The following is a 16,623-nucleotide window of genomic DNA, read 5'->3' on the forward strand; positions in this document are numbered from 1 at the left end:
TCAGGTTGCCGTGCCATCGCCCACCTCCGGCGACAGCTTCTCAGCCCACCAGGCCGACCCGGCTACGACGCCAACGTTCTGCGACGAGGCACTAGTTCGGTGCCGGGTTCGAGAGCGTGAAAGACACGATGTCGACGGGGTCCCCGGCTTCGAGTCCGGGGTAGTGCTGCTCGAGAGCGGCATCGAGCTGGTCGAGGTCGGTGAACCCGTCGCGACGGGCATCCTCGTCGCTGAGCGCGGCGCGCGTGGTCGTCTCGACGGACTCGATGACCGCGGTGAGGGTGACGACCTCGCCGGAGCCCTTCTCGAACACGATCGACGCAGCACCGGGGCGGAAGGGATCATCGACACGAATGGTCTGCCGCTTGGCGCCCGAGCGGATGAGCTGTTCGTAGCCCTCCCACATGTAGAGGCGCTGTGGAGCACCTGCGGCGCGCCAATCGAACGCGTGCGGCAGCAGCTCGGTCATCGGGCGCGCGGCCAGACCGTTGGACCCGCGCACGACCGCGCGGATGTTCGGGTCGAGGTCGAACAGGACCTGGCGGCACTTGCCGCACGGAGCGATGACCTCACCGGTCGGTCCGTAGACCGCGACGACGGATCTGATCGGGTCCCCGGGGTGTGACGCCGCGCGGTTGGACAGTGCGCTGACTTCCGCGCAGGGGCCGCCCAGGAAGTGGTAGGTGTTCACCCCGAGCACGATCACGCCGGTGTCGAGCCGCAAGGCGGCGGCGACCGTGTGGTCACCGCCGTCATTGACGGTCGTCGCATGTCTGCTGGCCGCGGCGACCAGTTCGCGGTCGTCTGGTGAGAGCACCGATGCACCGTAGCCCGCGGCTTCGCGCCGTTCATTCCCTTTGCCCACGCGAACCCGATGTTGCCGTTGACCTTCGACGACCTCAGATGTCTGACGGACACGACCGGCAGCGGTGATACCGCCCGCACGAGGTGCCGGGGACACACCCGCGTGACCTAACCTTCGCGCGTGTCCGGATCCCGCTCCACGCTGCCCGCCGCCGATCTCGCGCGGGTCGTGGTGTTCGCCGCCTTCATCGCCGTGCTCGGCCTGTTCCCCGGTTTCGGAGGCGTCGCCGGTGTCCCGATCGTCCTGCAGAACGTGGGTCCGATCATCGCCGGTGCGATCCTCGGCTGGAAGCTCGGCACGGCGTCGGTGGCGCTGCTCCTCGCGCTGACCGCGATCGGCCTGCCGCTGCTGTCCGGCGGCCGTGGTGGGTTGGCGCCGTTCGTCGGCCCCAGCGCCGGCTTCCTCGTGGGCTGGCTGCTGTCCGCGCTGGTCACCGGCCTGATCGTGCAGCGGGCACGAACGCGGACGCTGCCGGTCCTGCTGGTCGCCTGTCTCGCCGGGCTGCTCGCCGACTACCTGATCGGGATGCCGGTGGTCGGCCTGGTGGTCGGTGACCTGTGGGCCGGCATCGTCCAGTCGCTGGTCTTCGTGCCCGGCGACCTGATCAAGGTCGTCCTGGCGGCGATCATCGCCACGCTGGTGCACCGGGCGCTGCCCGATCTGCTCCCGCCGTCCACCCGCGAGCCGCAGGTCCGGTGAGGGCAGAGCAGCGCCGCCCGGAGGATCAGCCGACTGGTCCGACCGCCCGGCCCGGCGCGACACCGCCGACCGGAACGAGGCCGCCCGGTGCGATACAGCCGACGGGCGCGGCAGGCCCGACCGGACCGACACAGCCGACCGGCGCGGCAGGCCCGACCGGACCGACACAGCCGATCGGCGTGACGCAGCCGACCGGCGCGACGCGGCAGGTCGGTGCCGGCCCGATCATCTCCCCCGCCCGGCTCCCGCCGGAGCTGGCGGACGTGACGGACCTCGCCGCTGCACGCCTCCGCGTCCGAGGGATCGGGCCCGGCGACCGCGTCGTGATCGACGCACCGGGCCGGGCCCGATGGGATGCGCTGCCGTACCTGCTCGCCGTCGACCGGGTGGGCGCAGCGACCCTTATCGCCGACCCGGGTTGGTCGGACCGGGAGCGCGCGTCCGTACTCGCCGATGCGGCGCCCGACGCGGTGCTCCGCACCGACGCCGGTGATCGGCCCGGCAGCACCGCAGCGGCCGGCACGACCGGCCGCGGCGGACACCACGCCCCCGAACCGGGCAGCACCCCGGTCACCGACCCGACCGCACCGTTCCTGCTCCCCACGACGTCCGGCAGTACCGGGCCGCCGACCGTCCTCGCCCGCACCCGCGACTCGTGGTTGATCGGCTTCGACGCGCTCGGGCCGCTACCGGGCCCCGTCCTGGTCCCGGGGCCGCCGTCCTCGACGCTCTACCTGTTCGGTGCACTGCACGCCCTGCACCACGGCCGTCGTCTCGTCACCACCGACCGGTTCGATCCTGCGGATCTCCCCGACGGCGGCACGGTACACCTGGTCCCGGCGCTGCTGTCCTCGCTGCTCGACGACCGGGAGCGCCGTCCCGGACGGCCCGCGCCGGCAGTGGTCGTCTGCGGCGGGGCGCACCTCGCGCCGACACTGCGCGAGCGCTGCGCACGGCTGCTGCCCGGTACCGTCCTGATCGAGTACTACGGCTCGGCCGAGCACTCGCTGATCGCGCTCCGTCATGACGCGGGTCCGCTCCGCGCCGTCCCGGGAGTGGAGCTCGCGGTGCACGACGACGTGCTGTGGGTGGACAGCCCGCAGACCGTCCTCGGCCGGTTGCGCGACGGCGTCCTCCGGCCGATCGGCCCCGGCCCCAGCACCGTCGGTGACCGTGCCCGGCTCGACCCCGACGGTACGCTCACCGTGCACGGTCGGGCCGCCACGACGATCACCTCCGGGGCCACGCTGGTCGCGGCCGAGGAGGTCGAGCAGGTGCTGCGGGCCGTCCCCGGGGTCGCCGACGTCGTCGTCGCGGGCACCCCGCATCCCGCGCTGGGCATGCTGGTCACCGCGGTGGTCGAACTGCGGGACGGTGTCCCGCCGTCCCGCCGCGAGCTGCGCGCCGCGGCCCGCGAGGCACTGTCCCCGGCGAAACGCCCCCGCCGGTGGCTGCTCGTCCCGGCGCTCCCGCGCCTGGGCTCCGGCAAGCCGGCCAGGGCGCTCGTCCACGCGGGCCTGCGCGACGGCACCCTCGATGCGCAACCATTCCCCCTGTCGGACGACGTGCGGCCCGGTGTCGGTCGATGACCGGCGACGACACCCCGGTCGTGATCGCCGCCCGCCGCACCCCGATCGGTACCGCGGGCGGTGCGCTGCGGGCGCTCACCGTCGACGAGCTGGCCGCCCCCGTCCTCGCCGCGCTCGTGGCGGGTGTCGACACGCCCCCCGGCAGGTCCGCCGCCCCGGCGCCCGGCGAGCCGCTCGACGGCACCGGTGGCGACCGTTCCGGGCGCCCCGGCTCCGGCCGCACGACACCGGGCATCGGGATCGACGACGTCCTGCTCGGGAACGTGTTCGGGCCCGGTGGCAACCCCGCGCGGGTCGCGGCGCTGCGGGCGGGGCTCGGCGACCGCGTCCCGGGGACGACCCTCGACCGGCAGTGCGCGAGCGGACTCACCGCGATCATCGCCGCGGCCACCGCGATCCGGGCCGGCGAGGGCTCCGCGTACCTCGCCGGTGGTGTCGAGTCGCCCTCGACGGCACCGGTGCGGCTCCGGCCCGACGGCACCCCCTACACCCGCGCCCCCTTCACACCCGCCGGGTGGCCGGACCCGGACATGGGCCCGGCCGCCGACACCGTCGCCGCCCGCGCCGGCGTCTCCCGGGAGCGTCAGGACGCCTTCGCCGCCCGTAGCCATGCCCGCGCCGTCGCCGCGCAGCGGGCCGGACGGTTCGCTGCGGAGATCGTCGAGGTCGACGGCGTCACCACCGACGAACGCCCGCGCGACCGGTTCACCGTGCAGCGACTCGCCCGGTTCCGGCCCGCCTTCACCCCGGACGGCACCGCCACCGCCGCGAACTCCTGCGGCGTGAACGACGGCGCCGCCGCCGTGCTGGTCGTCCCCGAACGGCGGCGCCGCGAGCTCCGCCTCCCCGGGCTCGCGCTGGAGGCCGCCGCCACCCGCGGTTGTGATCCCGCGCTGCTGGGACTCGGCGCGGTTCCCGCCCTCCGGGCGCTGCCCGGCCCGGCCCCGGACGCGGTGGAGTTCACCGAGGCGTTCGCCGGTCAGGTGCTCGCCTGCCTCGACGCCGTCGGCATCGACGAGCGGACCGTGAGCCCGGACGGCGGCGCCCTCGCGCTGGGCCACCCGTGGGGTGCGTCCGGCGCGGTACTGGTGGTGCGGTTGTTCCACCGGCTCGTCGTGCAGGGCCACGGTGAGACCGGGTTGGCCGCGCTGTCGTCCGGCGGCGGACTCGGTGTCGCGACCCGGTGGCGGGTCGTCCGGTGAGGGGCAGGCGATGATCGAGTTCACCGGGGTCGGGCACCGCTACGGCGAGCGGACCGTGCTCGACGGCGTCGACCTCACGCTGCCCGAACGCCGGGTCGCGTTGATCGGTTCGAACGGTTCCGGCAAGTCGACGCTGGCCCGGACGGTCAACGGGCTCGTCACCCCCACCGCGGGCTCCGTCCGGGTCGACGGCCGCGACCCGGCCCGACAGGGATCAGCTGTCCGTCGCCGGGTCGGGTTCGTGTTCAGCGACCCGGACTCGCAGATCGTCATGCCGACGGCGGTGGAGGACGTCGCGTTCTCGCTGCGGCGGACCGTCCGCAACCACGCGGAACGCACCCGGCGGGCCACCGAGGTGCTCACCGAGTTCGGTCTCGGCGACCACGTCGAACATCCGGCGCACCAGCTCTCCGGCGGGCAGAAGCAGCTGCTCGCGCTGTGTTCGGTACTCGTTCTCGACCCGGACGTCCTGGTGTGCGACGAACCGACCACCCTGCTCGACCTGCGCAACAAGCGCGCGTTCGCGCAGCGCCTCGCCGGCCTGCGTCAGCAGGTGCTGCTCGCCACCCACGATCTCGATCTGCTCGACGGCTTCGACCGGGTGGTCGTCCTCGACGAGGGCCGGGTGGTCGCCGACGACGAACCGGGCCCCGCCGTCGCCTTCTACCGGAAGATCTGCGCGGCGTGACCCCGCTCGGTCTCTACGAGCCCGGCACCAGTCTGCTGCACCGGGCGCCCGCCGGACCGTCGCTGCTGGTGCTGCTGGTGTTCGCGGCGGGCACCGTCGCGGTCGCCGATCCGTGGTTGCTCGCCGCGGCGTGCGGGTTGGTGGCGCTCGGGTTCGTCGTCGCCCGGATCCCGTGGCGGCGGGTCCGGCCGTTGCTGCGGACGCTGCTGCTCGTCCTGGTACTCGTCGGCGGCATCCAGTGGTGGCTGCTCGGCCCGGACCGGGCACTGGTGATCGCGCTGCGACTGGTCGCGGCGATCGGCGCGGCCAGCCTGTTCACCCTCACGACCCGGGTGGACGACCTGGTCAGCGCCGTGCAGCGAGCGTTGGGGCCGCTGCGACGATTCGGCGTCGACCCGGAGGCCGTCGGGCTTCTCGTCGGCCTGACCATTCAATCGGTGGGCACGCTGTCGGGGATCGCCGGGCAGGTCAGAGCGGCGGCGAAGGCGCGCGGAGCGGGCGGATCGGTGACGGCGTTCGCGGTGCCGTTCATGGTCCGCACACTGCGGCACGCCGACGCGCTCGGTGAAGCCCTCGTCGCACGTGGGTGGGGTGAGGGCGGCACCGACGACGAGGGCGGTGCTGCCGACAAGAACGGTGCTGCCGACGAGAGCGGCGCGGTCGACGAGAGCGGCGCGGTCGACGAGGACGACAGCACCGACGGAGACGAGTCCGGCCGATCCCCCCGCCGCCCCACCGGGGCCGCCTGATCCGGCACCGGGACCTGCTGCGCGCCGCCGTGTGGTCCCGCACCGGGACCTGCTGGGTTCCACCGCTCCCGCCGAGCAACCCCGGTCGCGGCGAGTTCGGTGATGCCGATGCCCACCACGCGACCCCGCGGGGCACGCGACCAGCCGTGCAGCGTTTGCAGTCAGTACTGCAATGACTGTACGGTCGTCATCGTGTCGCCCACCGAGAGCGAGCTGGACTTCGTCGACGAGGTGGCCACGTCGTTCGAACGGGAGGGCATGCCGCTGATCACCGGCCGGGTGATCGGCTGGCTGTTGATCAGCGATCCGCCCGAGCAGTCCGCCGCTGATCTGGCCTCGGTGCTGGGGGTCAGCCGCAGCTCGATCAGCACCGCGACCCGGATGCTGACCCCGGGCGGGCTGGTCGAGCGGGTGCGCCGCCGGGGTGATCGGGTCGAGCTGTTCCGGATCGCGCCGGACGGCTGGAGCCGGATGCTCGCCGCCCGGTACGCGCGGGCCACCGAGTTCCGTGCCGTCCTCGAACGCGGCCTGGGCACGTTGGCCGGCACCCCGGCGGCCCGTCGCGATCGCCTCGCCAACGTGCACGAGCTCTACCTGTTCCTGGAGTCCGAGCTGCCGGCGCTCTGGGAACGCTGGGAGCGCCACCGCGCCGGAGGCGCGCAACAGCAACACCGCGCCGGCGCGCAGCAGCACCGCGCCGGAGAAAGCCGATGACCGCGGTGCGCGACCATGTGATCGACCGCCCGGAAGGGCGGTTGCACGTCCGGCTCGCCGGTGACGGGGGCCCGCCGGTTCTGCTGCTGTCCGGCGCCGGGATCGACAACGCGACCCTCAGCTGGGCGCGGATGATCCCGGACCTGGCCCGCGACCACCGGGTGATCGCACCGGACTGGCCGAAGCAGGGCCGTAGCCGGCCGTGGAACGGTCGCGCTACGCACGAGGTGCTGCTCCGCACGATCACCGACGTGCTCGACGACCTGGGGATCGAACGTGCCGCGCTCGTCGGGCTGTCCCAGGGCGGTGCGCTGACGCTGGCCTACGCGATCGAGCATCCCGAGCGGGTGGAGCGCCTGGTCGCCATCGCCCCGGCCGGGACGCTGTCGTTCCCCCCGGTCGTCCACCAGCTGTTGTGGTTGACCGCGAAGCTGCCGCTGCTGAGCCGCACGCTGCCGAACCTGGTCTTCCGGTACCGGCCGGTCGTCGCGTGGTTCGTCCGGAAAGCCCTGTTCGGTACGGAGCAGCCGGATGATGTCGATGCGATCGTCGACGAGTGCCTGGCGGAGGCCCGCCGGGGCGGCGCAGGCAGCTCGGACTGGCAGAACGGTTCGATCGGGTTCCGGCGGATGCGGGTCGACCTGCGGCCGCAACTGGGCGAGATCCGGTGCCCGGCGCTGTTCGTGCAGGGCGACCGGGACGCCGGGGTGCCGGTCGCGCGGACCCGGGAGGTCGCGGCCGCCGTTCCGGGTGCCCGTATCGAAGTACTTCCCGGACGCGGTCACTGGGCGAACCGGGAGTCCCCGGACGAGGTGAACGCGCTGGTCAGGTCCTTCCTCGCGGAGGGCCGCTGATCAGATCAGGTCCCAGGTGAGCGGAGTCCCGCGCGCGACGTCGCGGGTGAACGTGCGCCCCAGGACCGTCCCGATCGTGTCGGTCGGCAGCCCACCTGCGGGCCGGATCGAGCGGACGTTCTCCTCGGTGACCTTGTCTCCGGCGGCGACGTCGGCGACGACGTAGAGCGACCGGCGCAACGCCAGGGTGTCCCGCTCGGACTCGCGCGGACCGAACCGGGCAGGCCCCATCGCGCGCCGGGCCACGTCGGTCTCGGTGACCAGAGCGGCGAGCTCGGCCGGTTCCAGGGAGAAGTCGGAGTCGACACCACCGTCGGCACGCTGCAGCGTCACGTGCTTCTCGATCGCCACCGCACCGAGCGCGACGGCGGCGACCGGGACGCCGATCCCCGGTGTGTGGTCGGACAGTCCGATCGGCACCCCGAACGCCTCGCGCAGCGCCGGGATGGTCTGCAGGTTCGCGTCCACCGGATCCGCCGGGTACGACGCGGTGCACGCCAGCAGCACGATCTCGGTCGCCCCGCCCTGGCGGGCAGCGGTGAGCGCGGCGTCGATCTCGGCCAGCGTCGCCATGCCGGTCGAGATGACCAGCGGCTTACCGGTGGCGGCCATCGACCGGATCAGCGGCAGGTCGACGAGCTCGGCGGAGGCCACCTTGTACGCCGGTGCGTCGAGGGACTCCAGCAGCTCGATCGCCGTCGGGTCGAACGGGCTGGAGAACGGGACGAGACCCAGCTCGCGGGCCCGGGTGAACAGCGGTTCGTGCCACTCCCACGGCGTGTGCGCCTGCTCGTAGAGCTGGTAGAGGTTCCGCCCGCCCCAGAGGCCGTGGTCGTCGCGGATCCGGAACGCGGGACCGTCGGCGTCGATCGTGATCGTGTCGGCCCGGTAGGTCTGGAACTTCACCGCCTGCGCTCCCGAGCCCGCGATCGCCTCGACGATCGACAGGGCGCGGTCCAGCGATCCGTTGTGGTTGCCGGAGACCTCGGCGATGACGAAGGGCTTCTCACCGGGGCCCACGCGGTGGCCGCCGATCTCGATCGGATCCGGGGTGCGCATGGCTCCGAGGGTAGCCAGCGCGCCCCGGGGCGGAACGACGACGGCCCGCCGGTCGGACGCGTCGGCGACCTCGCCCCCGCTCCTCCCGGCACACTGCTACACGATCGGGACGGCACGGGGACGCCACCGCCACCGCGCACATCGATTCTCGGCACCGTGACCTCGGCCAGGCGAACCCTCCCCGACCACACCACGGCCCGCGACACCGGGCACGTCCCGGCCCTGGACGGGCTGCGCGGTGTCGCCGTCCTCGGCGTCCTGCTGTTCCACAGTGACCTGCTGGTCGGCGGCTTCCTCGGGGTGGACCTGTTCTTCGTGCTGTCCGGTTACCTGATCACCGGCGCGCTGCTGCGGGAGATCGCCGGGCGGGGCGGCGTATCGCTGGCCGCGTTCTGGAGCCGGCGGGCCCGCAGGCTCCTGCCGGCGCTGGCCGCGGTGCTGGTCGTCGTGCCGGTGGCGGTGCTCGCGGTCGGATCGCCGCAGGAGCAGGCGACCACGCGGGCGGACGGACCGTGGGTGCAGCTGAACCTGCTGAACTGGCACCTGCTGGCCCAGGAGGCGAGTTACTGGCAGCGGTTCGGTGCCGAGCGGCCCTTCGGTCATCTCTGGAGCATCGCGGTCGAGGAGCAGTTCTATCTGGTGTGGCCGGTGCTGCTGCTCGGTGTCGCCGCGGTGGCACGTCGGGGCGGCCCCCGGGCCGGCACCTCCATCGCGGTCCTCGCACCGGCGCTCGCCATCGGCTCACTGGCACTGATGATCATGTTGTTCGATCCGGCCGACCCGACGCGGGTGTACACAGGCACCGACACCAGGGCGTTCTCCCTGCTGCTCGGAGCGTTCTCGGCCACCCCTGTGGCGCGGGCCGCCGTCGCCCGCACGGCCGCCCACCGGGGTGGCACGTCCGCGGCGGCCGCAACGGCCGTCCTGGCCGTGGCGCTCGGCGTGTCGTGGGCACTCGTCGACGGCCAGCAGGCTCCCGGGCTGTTCACCGGCCTGCTGTTCGCCCACGCGCTGGCGTCCGCGGCTCTGATCTCACTGTGCGTCCACCAGCCGGACCGGCTCGTGGCCCGGGCGCTGGCCATGGCGCCGCTGCGCTATCTGGGCCGGATCTCCTACAGCCTCTACCTCTGGCACTGGCCGGTTCTCGTGCTGCTGTCGGCGCAGCGCACCGGGCTCGACGGCCCGGTGGTCACCGCCCTGGGCTGGCTGGTGTCGATGGCGCTGGCCGTCGCGACGACCCACCTGATCGAGGACCCGATCCGGTTCCGGGCCGACTGGGCGCGCGGCCGCTCCGGGGCGTTGGCCTGCGCCGCCGTCATGGCCTGCCTGGCGCTGTGGTGGCCGGTGCTGGAGTGGGTCGCGCCCGGACCGGCCCCCGTGGACGTCAGCCGGTTGGGTTGATCACCCCGGTATCGGGCACTCCCGTGGCCGATCGGAGCCCGGCTCGGGCACCGTGAAGCGGATCTGCACTGTCGCGGCCGGGTCCCCGCCGCTCTGCCGGTGCACGCCGAGTGCCGTGCAGACGATCTGGTCGACCCCGGTGGCGGGCACCTCGGCGGCCGTGAACGGTAGCCAGATCTCGATCGACGTCACCCTCGCGGCGACCACCGGCACGGGAGCGGGTGGGCCGGGAATCGCGGTGGTCAGGTCGGACGCCGGCCCGGGTCCGGTCAGCAGCAGCGCGAGAGCGTCGACGACCGTGCCCAGTCTCCCGGTCTCGCGCAGCTCCGGGCGCAGGGCGCCGTCCTGGCCGACGAAGTAGAGGGTCGTCCCCGGCGCCACCCCGCCCGGGGCCGGTCCGGCAGCCTCCACACCGGATGGCCCGACCCCGCATCCGGTCAGCAACGCCGCCGTGGTGACGAGCGCCGCGAGCACGGCCGGTACCGCTCGCACCGTTCTCACCTCGTTCCTCCCTCGCGGGGCATCCGCACCACGAACCGCGCGCCGCCCTCGACGCGGTTCTCCGCGCCGACGTCCCCACCGTGCAGGCGGGCGTTCTGCAGGGCGATCGCCAGACCGAGACCGCTGCCGGGGCTGCGGGTCCGGGCCGCGTCGGCCTTGTAGAAGCGGGCGAACACGTGCGGCAGCACGTCCTCCGGCAGACCCGGTCCGGCGTCGGTGACCTCGATCTCGACCCGGTCGCCGTCCGCGGTGACCTCGATCCGTACCGGCGGGCGGCCGTGACGCAACGCGTTGCCGACCAGGTTCGCCACGATCACGTCCACCCGGCGCGGGTCCAGCCGGGCCGGGACCGGGCCCGTGGCAGACAGCGTGACCAGGTCGGCCCAGCCCCTGACCCGGACGCAGTCGGCGACGGCCGCGGCGAGATCGATCTCCTCGAGGCGCAGCTCCGCGGTCCCCGCATCGAGCCGGGAGACCTCCATCAGGTCCTCGACGAGCCGGATCAGCCGATGGGTCTCGGCGATCGCCAGCGCGGCCGACTCGCGGGCGTCGTCGGGAACGTTCTCGCCCAGCGCGGCCGTCGTCGAGTCGAGCACCTCCAGCACGGCGCTCAGCGTGCTCAGCGGGGTGCGCAGCTCGTGCGACACGTCGGCGACGAACCGGCGGGCGTCCGCCTGCATACGTCGGATCTCCGCCATGGAGGCCTGCAACGACTCGGCCATCTCGTCGACGGTCGCGGTGAGGTCCGCCAGCTCGTCCCTGCCCTGCGCCCTGCCCCGGGCGGTGAGGTCGCCGGCGGCGAGCCTGCGCGCCGTGGCGCGCAGCTCCCGAACCGGGCGCAGGACGGTGTTCGCCGAGAGCACGGCGAGCAGCAGCGACATGGGCAGGGTCAGGGCGGCGGCCCCGGCCGCTGCCAGGCTCAGCGCGCCGAGCTCCCGGTCGATGCCGGTCAGATCGGCCGCGGTGTACACCTCGATCCCGGAACGACGGCGGGTCCCGTCCGGCTCGATGACCATGACGGGGGTGCCGATCACCAGCCACGGCATGCCCTCGGCGACGACCTGCTGGGTGAACACGCCGTCCCCGCCGCCGACCGCGGCCTGCAGCTCGTCGCTGACCAACGCCTCGATCCGACCGTCCCGCGCGACGAGTGCACCGGCGCGCGCCGCGGTGTCGGGGCCGATCGCACTGCGCAGGGTGCCCAGCGTGGACTCGTCCGCCGGGAAGGTCAGCTGGGGCGCGACCGACTCGACCGTGGCCACCACGGAGCCGGTCAGCCGCTCCCGGGTCTGCGCCGTCTGGGCCGATCCCGCCGAGACCGCACTCGCCCAGGCGGCCGCCGCCGCACCGGCGACGGTCACCGCGACGAGTACCACGATCAACCGGCTCCGGAGACCCAGTCGGCGCAGGCCGATCATCCCGGACCGAAGCGGTAGCCGAAGCCCCGCACCGTCTGCACGTGGACCGGGGCAGCCGGATCGGTCTCGATCTTCGCGCGGAGCCGCTGTACGCAGTTGTCGACCAGACGGGAGTCGCCCAGGTAGTCGTGCTCCCACACCTGTTCCAGCAGGACGCGGCGGGTGAAGACCCGGCCGGGAGCCTCGGACAAGGTGAGCAGCAGGCGCATCTCGGTCGCCGTCAACGCCACCGGCTCGCCGCGCCGCGTCACGGTCAACGCCTGGGTGTCGATCCGCAGGTCACGGTGGGTCCGCACGCCGTCGTGCTGGCTGCTGCTGCGCCGGAGGACGGCCCGGATGCGCGCATCGAGCACCCCGGGGCGCGCAGGCTTGACGACGTAGTCGTCGGCGCCCGCGGCCAGGCCCTCGACGACGTCGAGATCGTCGTCCCGGGCGGTGAGCATGATGACCGGCACATCCCCCGCCGCACGGATCCGCCGGCACACCTCGACGCCGTCCATACCCGGCAGCATCAGGTCGAGCAGGACCAGGTCCGGCGCGGACGCGGTGAGCTCGGACAGCCCCCGTTCCCCGTCGCCCGCCGTCCGGATGTCGTGACCGTGCCTGCCTAGAGCCATCTCCAGTCCACGCCGGAGCGTCGGATCGTCCTCGATCAGCAGGATCGTCGCCACGCGGTGAGCGTAGGAGCCGGACGGCGCCATGGACCGGCTCCCGCGGCACTGCGACACGATCGGGACACGACGGCGGACGGACCACGACACTCCGGCGACAGGCTCGTCCTCATGAGACGAACGCTGCTCACCATCACGATCGCCGGACTGATCCTCACCGCAGGCTGCTCGGTCCCCGGGGACGGCTCCCCGGGAGCGACCACGTCCCCGTCGACCACCACCGCCCCGGTGCTGTTCGTCGGGGACTCCATCGCGACCGGGCAGGCGCTGCCGCTCGCCGCCGCGTTCGCCGAGACCGACGTCGAGTTCCGCTCGCTCGCCTCGGAGGGCGGTGGCAACGTCGTCGGGCCGGGCTCGGAGCAGCGGTGGGCCGAGCTGCCCGTAGCGATCGCCGAAGCCGCCCCGGCGGCCGTGGTCTACCAGGTCACCACCTACGACTGGGGTGCGGAGGAGGAGCAGCGCGAGGCGTACACGCGACTGGTCGACACCGTCGACGCCGCCGGAGCCGACCTGGTGTTCGTCGACATGCCGCCGATCCGGCCCGACGAGTTCTACGCACCGCACATGGCGCAGCTGGAACGGGCGTCGCAGGTCGCGGCCGAGGTGGCCGGGTCGTCCGGCGGCCGGGCCGTCCGTCTCGACTCCTCGGAGGTCTGGGGGGCGGAGTACCGCGAACAGCGCGACGGGATCGCGGACCGCAGCAGCGACGGGATCCACACCTGCCCCCAGAGTGCCGCCCGGTTCGCGGCCTGGCTGACGCGGGAGCTCGAAGCGGTGCTGCCCGGCTTCAGCGCCCCCGACCCCGCCTCGTGGGCCGGCGGCGAGTGGGCGCGGGACCGGCACTTCATGGGCTGCTGAGCGGCCGGACGGCGCGAACCCCGGCCGGTGACCGGACCATCAGGGATGCGGCTCGCCCGGGCGGAACGACGCGACAGTCTCGTCCTCGATCAACCCGTACTGCTCGGCTGCGTCTTTCAACCGCTCGCAAGCCTCGTTCAGTTCGAGGATGTATGCCCGGTGTGTCGCGAAGATGGTGTCGATCTTCGCCTGAAACATCCGCTGCGCGTCCCGCGAGACCGGGTCGTCGCCACAGCGGTCGATACGTGTCAGATCGTCGGCTTCACGGAGCGCCTTCTGAATGGATCGGGCCTGTTCAGCCAAAACGGCTCGCATCTGCAGAACGTTGTCGATGTCGATCTGCGTCATCAGGCTGTCCGAAGCGGTCCCGCGGGGCAGGCGTGCGTCGATGTCCACGGCGGCGACGGTAGGAAACCTGGCGACCGACCGGGCTCGTCCCGGCGGAACCGTTCGCAGGCGGGAACGGTCAGGATCCCGCGCCGCCGAGATTGCGCAGCGCACTCGACGTGAGAGCCTCGGCCCGCTCACACACCGACGCGATCGACGGGGTCCGCCCGGCCTCGTCGTTCTTGATCGCACGCACTTGCACCCGGAGCGCCTGGGTCTCCGACACGTCCACGTAGAGCGCACACCGTGGCGCCACGGTCTCCTGGGCCGTCTCCACCACCACCCCGTAACCGTCGACGACGTCCACCGTCGAGTCCGGAATCCCCATCGCGACCTCTGCGCCGTCGGCGATCGTCTGCACCCCGTAGTTGTAACCGTCCTCGTAGTTGCTCCACCCGCAGATCCGAGTCGGGCCGTTGTCCAGCTCTGCCGTTCTCGCCTCCCCGGCCCCGACCCCCAGCTGTGCCTGCTCCTCCGCCGTGAGTGCGGTGCACATGTCCACGACGGAGACATCGATCTCGGCCGGACGCTCGGGGAACGGACCCGGCGGCGTCACCGAACACCCCGCGAGCGCGGCCCCCGCCACGATCACCACACCCACCCACGCAACAGGTCGACCCACCCCGGCCCCCAAGATCATCGCGAGAAGGCCAGGCTAGCCCCCGGAAGAACCCTCCGGGGTGGTTCGGAGGAAACGGGGCCGGCCCCTCACTTACGCGCGAGCACCATCACCTCGGACACCGTGCCCTCGGAGTCCTGGCCGTAGAGTCCCGCGTCGGAGTCGACGAGCTCGTAGCGGTCGAAGAACTCCAGGTACCGGTGCCGCAGCACGGGCTCCCGCACGTTCGGCTTGCCGGTGGGCGAGTTGCGCAGCAGCAGCCAGCGGGCACCGAGATCGGTGACCAGGTTCGCGTAGTTCGCCACGACCTCGGGCTCCATCTCCTGGAACGAGATGAAGTTGGCGAACAGATCGACCGACCCGGTGAGCCGCGGGAGCTGCCACGGGCACAGCACCGCCGCGGGCTCGGCGATCTCGTCGATCGCGATCTTCTCCTGCTCGCGGGTCGCCGCGTAGTCGAGCACCCGGGACCCGCCGAGCACCTCGCGCAGGTAGTGCGTGGCGACCGCGGCCACCGGCGGGATGTCGACGTCGATGTAGCGGATGCCGTCGTTGCGGGGGACCAGGATCTCGCCGAGCGTGCCGAACCCGCCACCGATCTCCAGCACCGTCGAGACGTCCAGGTCGGGCACCGCGCGCTTGAGCATCACCAGGCCCCGCAGGTAGTTCAACGACGAGCGGCTGAACCGGCGTCCGTCGAACACCAGCTGTTCGGTCGGGGCGCCGACCGTCGACTCCGAGAACCCGTCCAGGCGTGGGGCCCGTTCGGTCGGGTCGAGTGCGCGCACGGTGGCGTGGTGGGCCCGCGCCACCGGGATCTGGTCGATCCGCTCGGAGATCAGCTTCCCGGGCGTACCGGCCACGGCGAACACTCGCGACAGGGCCGCGGCCGGACGCGAGACGGGTGCGTACCGCGGTGCGTAGAAGTAGGTCGCGCTCGGGTGCCTGCGGAACTCGGCGAAACCGCGCTCCCGCAGGTCGGCCACCACCTTCTGCAGCCCCGTCTGCCAGAAGTTCGTCGGCCGGTAGAGTTCCGGGGCGCCTTCCAGATCAGACAGCATCAGCTCGAGCAGCGTCCTGGGGTCCACCGGCTCACCGTACGAAATGTCATGTTCGTCCGGTTCGGGGCCCCACCGTCCCCGGACCTCCCGAGCGGGGGCGATAGCCTTCCCGGGCGGCGCAGGAGCGCCGTCCCGAAGCGACGAAGGAGTGGACGTGGTCGCCGACACCGGCACCTGGGTGGTGGTCCCCGTGTACAACGAGGAGACCGTCATCGCCGACGTCGTGACCGAGATCCGTACCCGGTTCCCGAACGTCGTGTGCGTCGACGACGGCTGCCGGGACTCCTCCGCCGAACAGATCGCGAGCACGCCCGCGCACCTCGTCCGGCACCCGATCAACCTCGGCCAGGGCGCCTCCCTGCAGACCGGCATCGACTACGCGCTGCGCCAGGGCGCACAGCGGATCGTCACGTTCGACGCCGACGGCCAGCACGACGTCGACGACGCCGAGCGGATGGCCGCGATCGTCCGCGACGGGGAGGCCGACGTCGTCCTCGGTTCCCGGTTCCTGGCGTCCACCGAGCCGATCCCGCTGCTCAAGCGGCTGGTGTTGCGCACCGTCGCCGCGCTGTCGCCGGCCAGCCGGAAACTGAAGCTGACCGACGCGCACAACGGACTGCGGGTGCTCTCCCGGCCGGTGGTCGAGGAACTGCGGATCTCGATGAACGGGATGGCGCACGCGTCCGAGATCGTGGCAGCGCTGGCCTCCTCGTCGTGGCGCGTCCGCGAGGAACCGGTCACGATCCGCTACACCGAGTACTCCCGATCCAAGGGCCAGTCGTTGTTCAACGGGGTGAACATCCTGTTCGACCTCTCCGTCCGACAGAGGTGACGCCGTGATCGTCCAGATCGTCCTCGTGGCCGCGGCGCTGGCGGCGCTCGTCTACTTCGTCCGCAGCGGGCAGAACGTCGGGATCCGGGCCAGCAAACGGCTCGCGTTCGGCCTGTTCGTGCTCGTGAACATCTACGCGGTCCTCCGCCCCGAGGACGTCACCGCGTTCGCCCGGATGGTCGGCGTCGGCCGCGGGACCGACCTGATCGTCTACCTGCTGGTCGTCGCCTTCGTGTTCGGCATGCTGAACACCTACCTGCGGGACCGGGAGATCAGCCAGCACCTGACCAACCTCGCACGGCAGATCGCGATCCGGGACGCCGAGCTGGCCCGGCGCGAGGAGGAGCTCACCGAGCTGCTGCGCCGGCACGAGGCTGCGGACGCACCGAGGACGGCCGAGTCCGGGAGCAACGGGACGCATCCCGCGCGGGAGCACGAGCGATCGTCCTGACTCCC

General features: G+C 72.7%; 19 protein-coding genes. 11 read left to right on the plus strand and 8 right to left on the minus strand.

The window, feature by feature from the left end; translation table 11 throughout:
• Positions 1 to 91: 91 nt before the first annotated feature.
• Positions 92 to 961: an ASCH domain-containing protein gene (locus tag AB0J24_RS12065; RefSeq protein ID WP_358679430.1), complete on the minus strand. Its 870-nt coding sequence runs from the start codon at positions 959 to 961 to the stop codon at positions 92 to 94.
• A 24-nt stretch (positions 962 to 985) separates the two neighbouring features.
• Here AB0J24_RS12065 and AB0J24_RS12070 point away from each other — a divergent pair, with 24 nt between their 5' ends.
• From AB0J24_RS12070 to AB0J24_RS12100, 7 genes are all read left to right on the plus strand, one after another.
• Positions 986 to 1,564 carry a biotin transporter BioY gene (locus tag AB0J24_RS12070; protein ID WP_358679433.1) on the plus strand — a complete coding sequence of 193 codons (579 nt, stop codon included), beginning with the start codon at positions 986 to 988 and terminating at the stop codon, positions 1,562 to 1,564.
• A gap of 179 nt (positions 1,565 to 1,743) precedes the next feature.
• Positions 1,744 to 3,153 carry an AMP-binding protein gene (locus tag AB0J24_RS12075; RefSeq protein WP_358679436.1) on the plus strand — a complete coding sequence of 470 codons (1,410 nt, stop codon included), beginning with the start codon at positions 1,744 to 1,746 and terminating at the stop codon, positions 3,151 to 3,153.
• Complete coding sequence (locus AB0J24_RS12080) at positions 3,150 to 4,355, plus strand: thiolase family protein (protein ID WP_358679438.1); 1,206 nt, start codon at positions 3,150 to 3,152, stop codon at positions 4,353 to 4,355. The genes AB0J24_RS12075 and AB0J24_RS12080 overlap by 4 nt, the downstream gene beginning before the upstream one ends.
• A 10-nt stretch (positions 4,356 to 4,365) precedes the next feature.
• Positions 4,366 to 5,043 carry an ABC transporter ATP-binding protein gene (locus AB0J24_RS12085; RefSeq protein WP_358679441.1) on the plus strand — a complete coding sequence of 226 codons (678 nt, stop codon included), beginning with the start codon at positions 4,366 to 4,368 and terminating at the stop codon, positions 5,041 to 5,043.
• Positions 5,040 to 5,792: an energy-coupling factor transporter transmembrane protein EcfT gene (locus AB0J24_RS12090; RefSeq protein ID WP_358679444.1), complete on the plus strand. Its 753-nt coding sequence runs from the start codon at positions 5,040 to 5,042 to the stop codon at positions 5,790 to 5,792. The genes AB0J24_RS12085 and AB0J24_RS12090 overlap by 4 nt, the downstream gene beginning before the upstream one ends.
• Positions 5,793 to 5,984: 192 nt before the next feature.
• Positions 5,985 to 6,506 carry a MarR family transcriptional regulator gene (locus AB0J24_RS12095; protein ID WP_358679447.1) on the plus strand — a complete coding sequence of 174 codons (522 nt, stop codon included), beginning with the start codon at positions 5,985 to 5,987 and terminating at the stop codon, positions 6,504 to 6,506.
• Entirely contained in the window at positions 6,503 to 7,360 is an 858-nt protein-coding gene (locus AB0J24_RS12100) for an alpha/beta hydrolase (RefSeq protein ID WP_358679451.1), read from the plus strand. The genes AB0J24_RS12095 and AB0J24_RS12100 overlap by 4 nt, the downstream gene beginning before the upstream one ends.
• Here the strand turns inward: AB0J24_RS12100 and pseI are convergent, their stop codons facing one another.
• Positions 7,361 to 8,419: a pseudaminic acid synthase gene (gene pseI, locus AB0J24_RS12105; protein ID WP_358679454.1), complete on the minus strand. Its 1,059-nt coding sequence runs from the start codon at positions 8,417 to 8,419 to the stop codon at positions 7,361 to 7,363. It lies immediately after the preceding gene.
• A 156-nt stretch (positions 8,420 to 8,575) separates the two neighbouring features.
• On the opposite strand from pseI, the gene AB0J24_RS12110 reads away from it, so the two are divergent.
• Entirely contained in the window at positions 8,576 to 9,820 is a 1,245-nt protein-coding gene (locus tag AB0J24_RS12110; protein WP_358679457.1) for an acyltransferase, read from the plus strand.
• Here AB0J24_RS12110 and AB0J24_RS12115 read toward each other — a convergent pair whose 3' ends face one another.
• From AB0J24_RS12115 to AB0J24_RS12125, 3 genes are read right to left on the minus strand one after another with little or no spacing between them, the layout of a single operon-like run.
• Complete coding sequence (locus AB0J24_RS12115; protein WP_358679460.1) at positions 9,821 to 10,312, minus strand: hypothetical protein; 492 nt, start codon at positions 10,310 to 10,312, stop codon at positions 9,821 to 9,823. It abuts the gene before it with no gap.
• A 5-nt stretch (positions 10,313 to 10,317) separates the two neighbouring features.
• Positions 10,318 to 11,697, minus strand: a complete 1,380-nt coding sequence (locus tag AB0J24_RS12120; protein WP_358680009.1) for a HAMP domain-containing sensor histidine kinase — start codon at positions 11,695 to 11,697, stop codon at positions 10,318 to 10,320.
• Between the two features lie 38 nt (positions 11,698 to 11,735).
• On the minus strand, positions 11,736 to 12,410 hold the full coding sequence (locus AB0J24_RS12125) for a response regulator transcription factor (protein ID WP_358679463.1): 675 nt from the start codon (positions 12,408 to 12,410) through the stop codon (positions 11,736 to 11,738).
• A gap of 111 nt (positions 12,411 to 12,521) precedes the next feature.
• Between AB0J24_RS12125 and AB0J24_RS12130 the strand changes: the two genes are divergently transcribed.
• Positions 12,522 to 13,268: an SGNH/GDSL hydrolase family protein gene (locus tag AB0J24_RS12130; protein ID WP_358679465.1), complete on the plus strand. Its 747-nt coding sequence runs from the start codon at positions 12,522 to 12,524 to the stop codon at positions 13,266 to 13,268.
• Positions 13,269 to 13,307: 39 nt separating this feature from the next.
• On the opposite strand, the gene AB0J24_RS12135 is transcribed toward AB0J24_RS12130, so the two are convergent.
• The 3 genes from AB0J24_RS12135 to AB0J24_RS12145 form a co-directional block, all read right to left on the minus strand.
• A complete protein-coding gene (locus tag AB0J24_RS12135; protein ID WP_358679468.1) occupies positions 13,308 to 13,664 on the minus strand; it encodes a hypothetical protein in 357 nt (118 codons plus the stop codon).
• Between the two features lie 70 nt (positions 13,665 to 13,734).
• A complete protein-coding gene (locus AB0J24_RS12140; protein ID WP_358679470.1) occupies positions 13,735 to 14,250 on the minus strand; it encodes a DUF3558 family protein in 516 nt (171 codons plus the stop codon).
• A 113-nt stretch (positions 14,251 to 14,363) separates the two neighbouring features.
• A complete protein-coding gene (locus AB0J24_RS12145) occupies positions 14,364 to 15,362 on the minus strand; it encodes a putative sugar O-methyltransferase (RefSeq protein ID WP_358679473.1) in 999 nt (332 codons plus the stop codon).
• A gap of 127 nt (positions 15,363 to 15,489) precedes the next feature.
• Between AB0J24_RS12145 and AB0J24_RS12150 the strand changes: the two genes are divergently transcribed.
• Positions 15,490 to 16,167, plus strand: coding sequence for a glycosyltransferase family 2 protein (locus AB0J24_RS12150; protein ID WP_358679476.1), 678 nt, complete (start codon positions 15,490 to 15,492; stop codon positions 16,165 to 16,167).
• Positions 16,168 to 16,171: 4 nt separating this feature from the next.
• Positions 16,172 to 16,618, plus strand: coding sequence for a DUF2304 domain-containing protein (locus AB0J24_RS12155; protein ID WP_358679479.1), 447 nt, complete (start codon positions 16,172 to 16,174; stop codon positions 16,616 to 16,618).
• Positions 16,619 to 16,623 lie beyond the last annotated feature (5 nt).

The sequence above is a fragment of the Pseudonocardia sp. NPDC049635 genome, from assembly GCF_040659795.1.
Taxonomy (GTDB): domain Bacteria; phylum Actinomycetota; class Actinomycetes; order Mycobacteriales; family Pseudonocardiaceae; genus Pseudonocardia.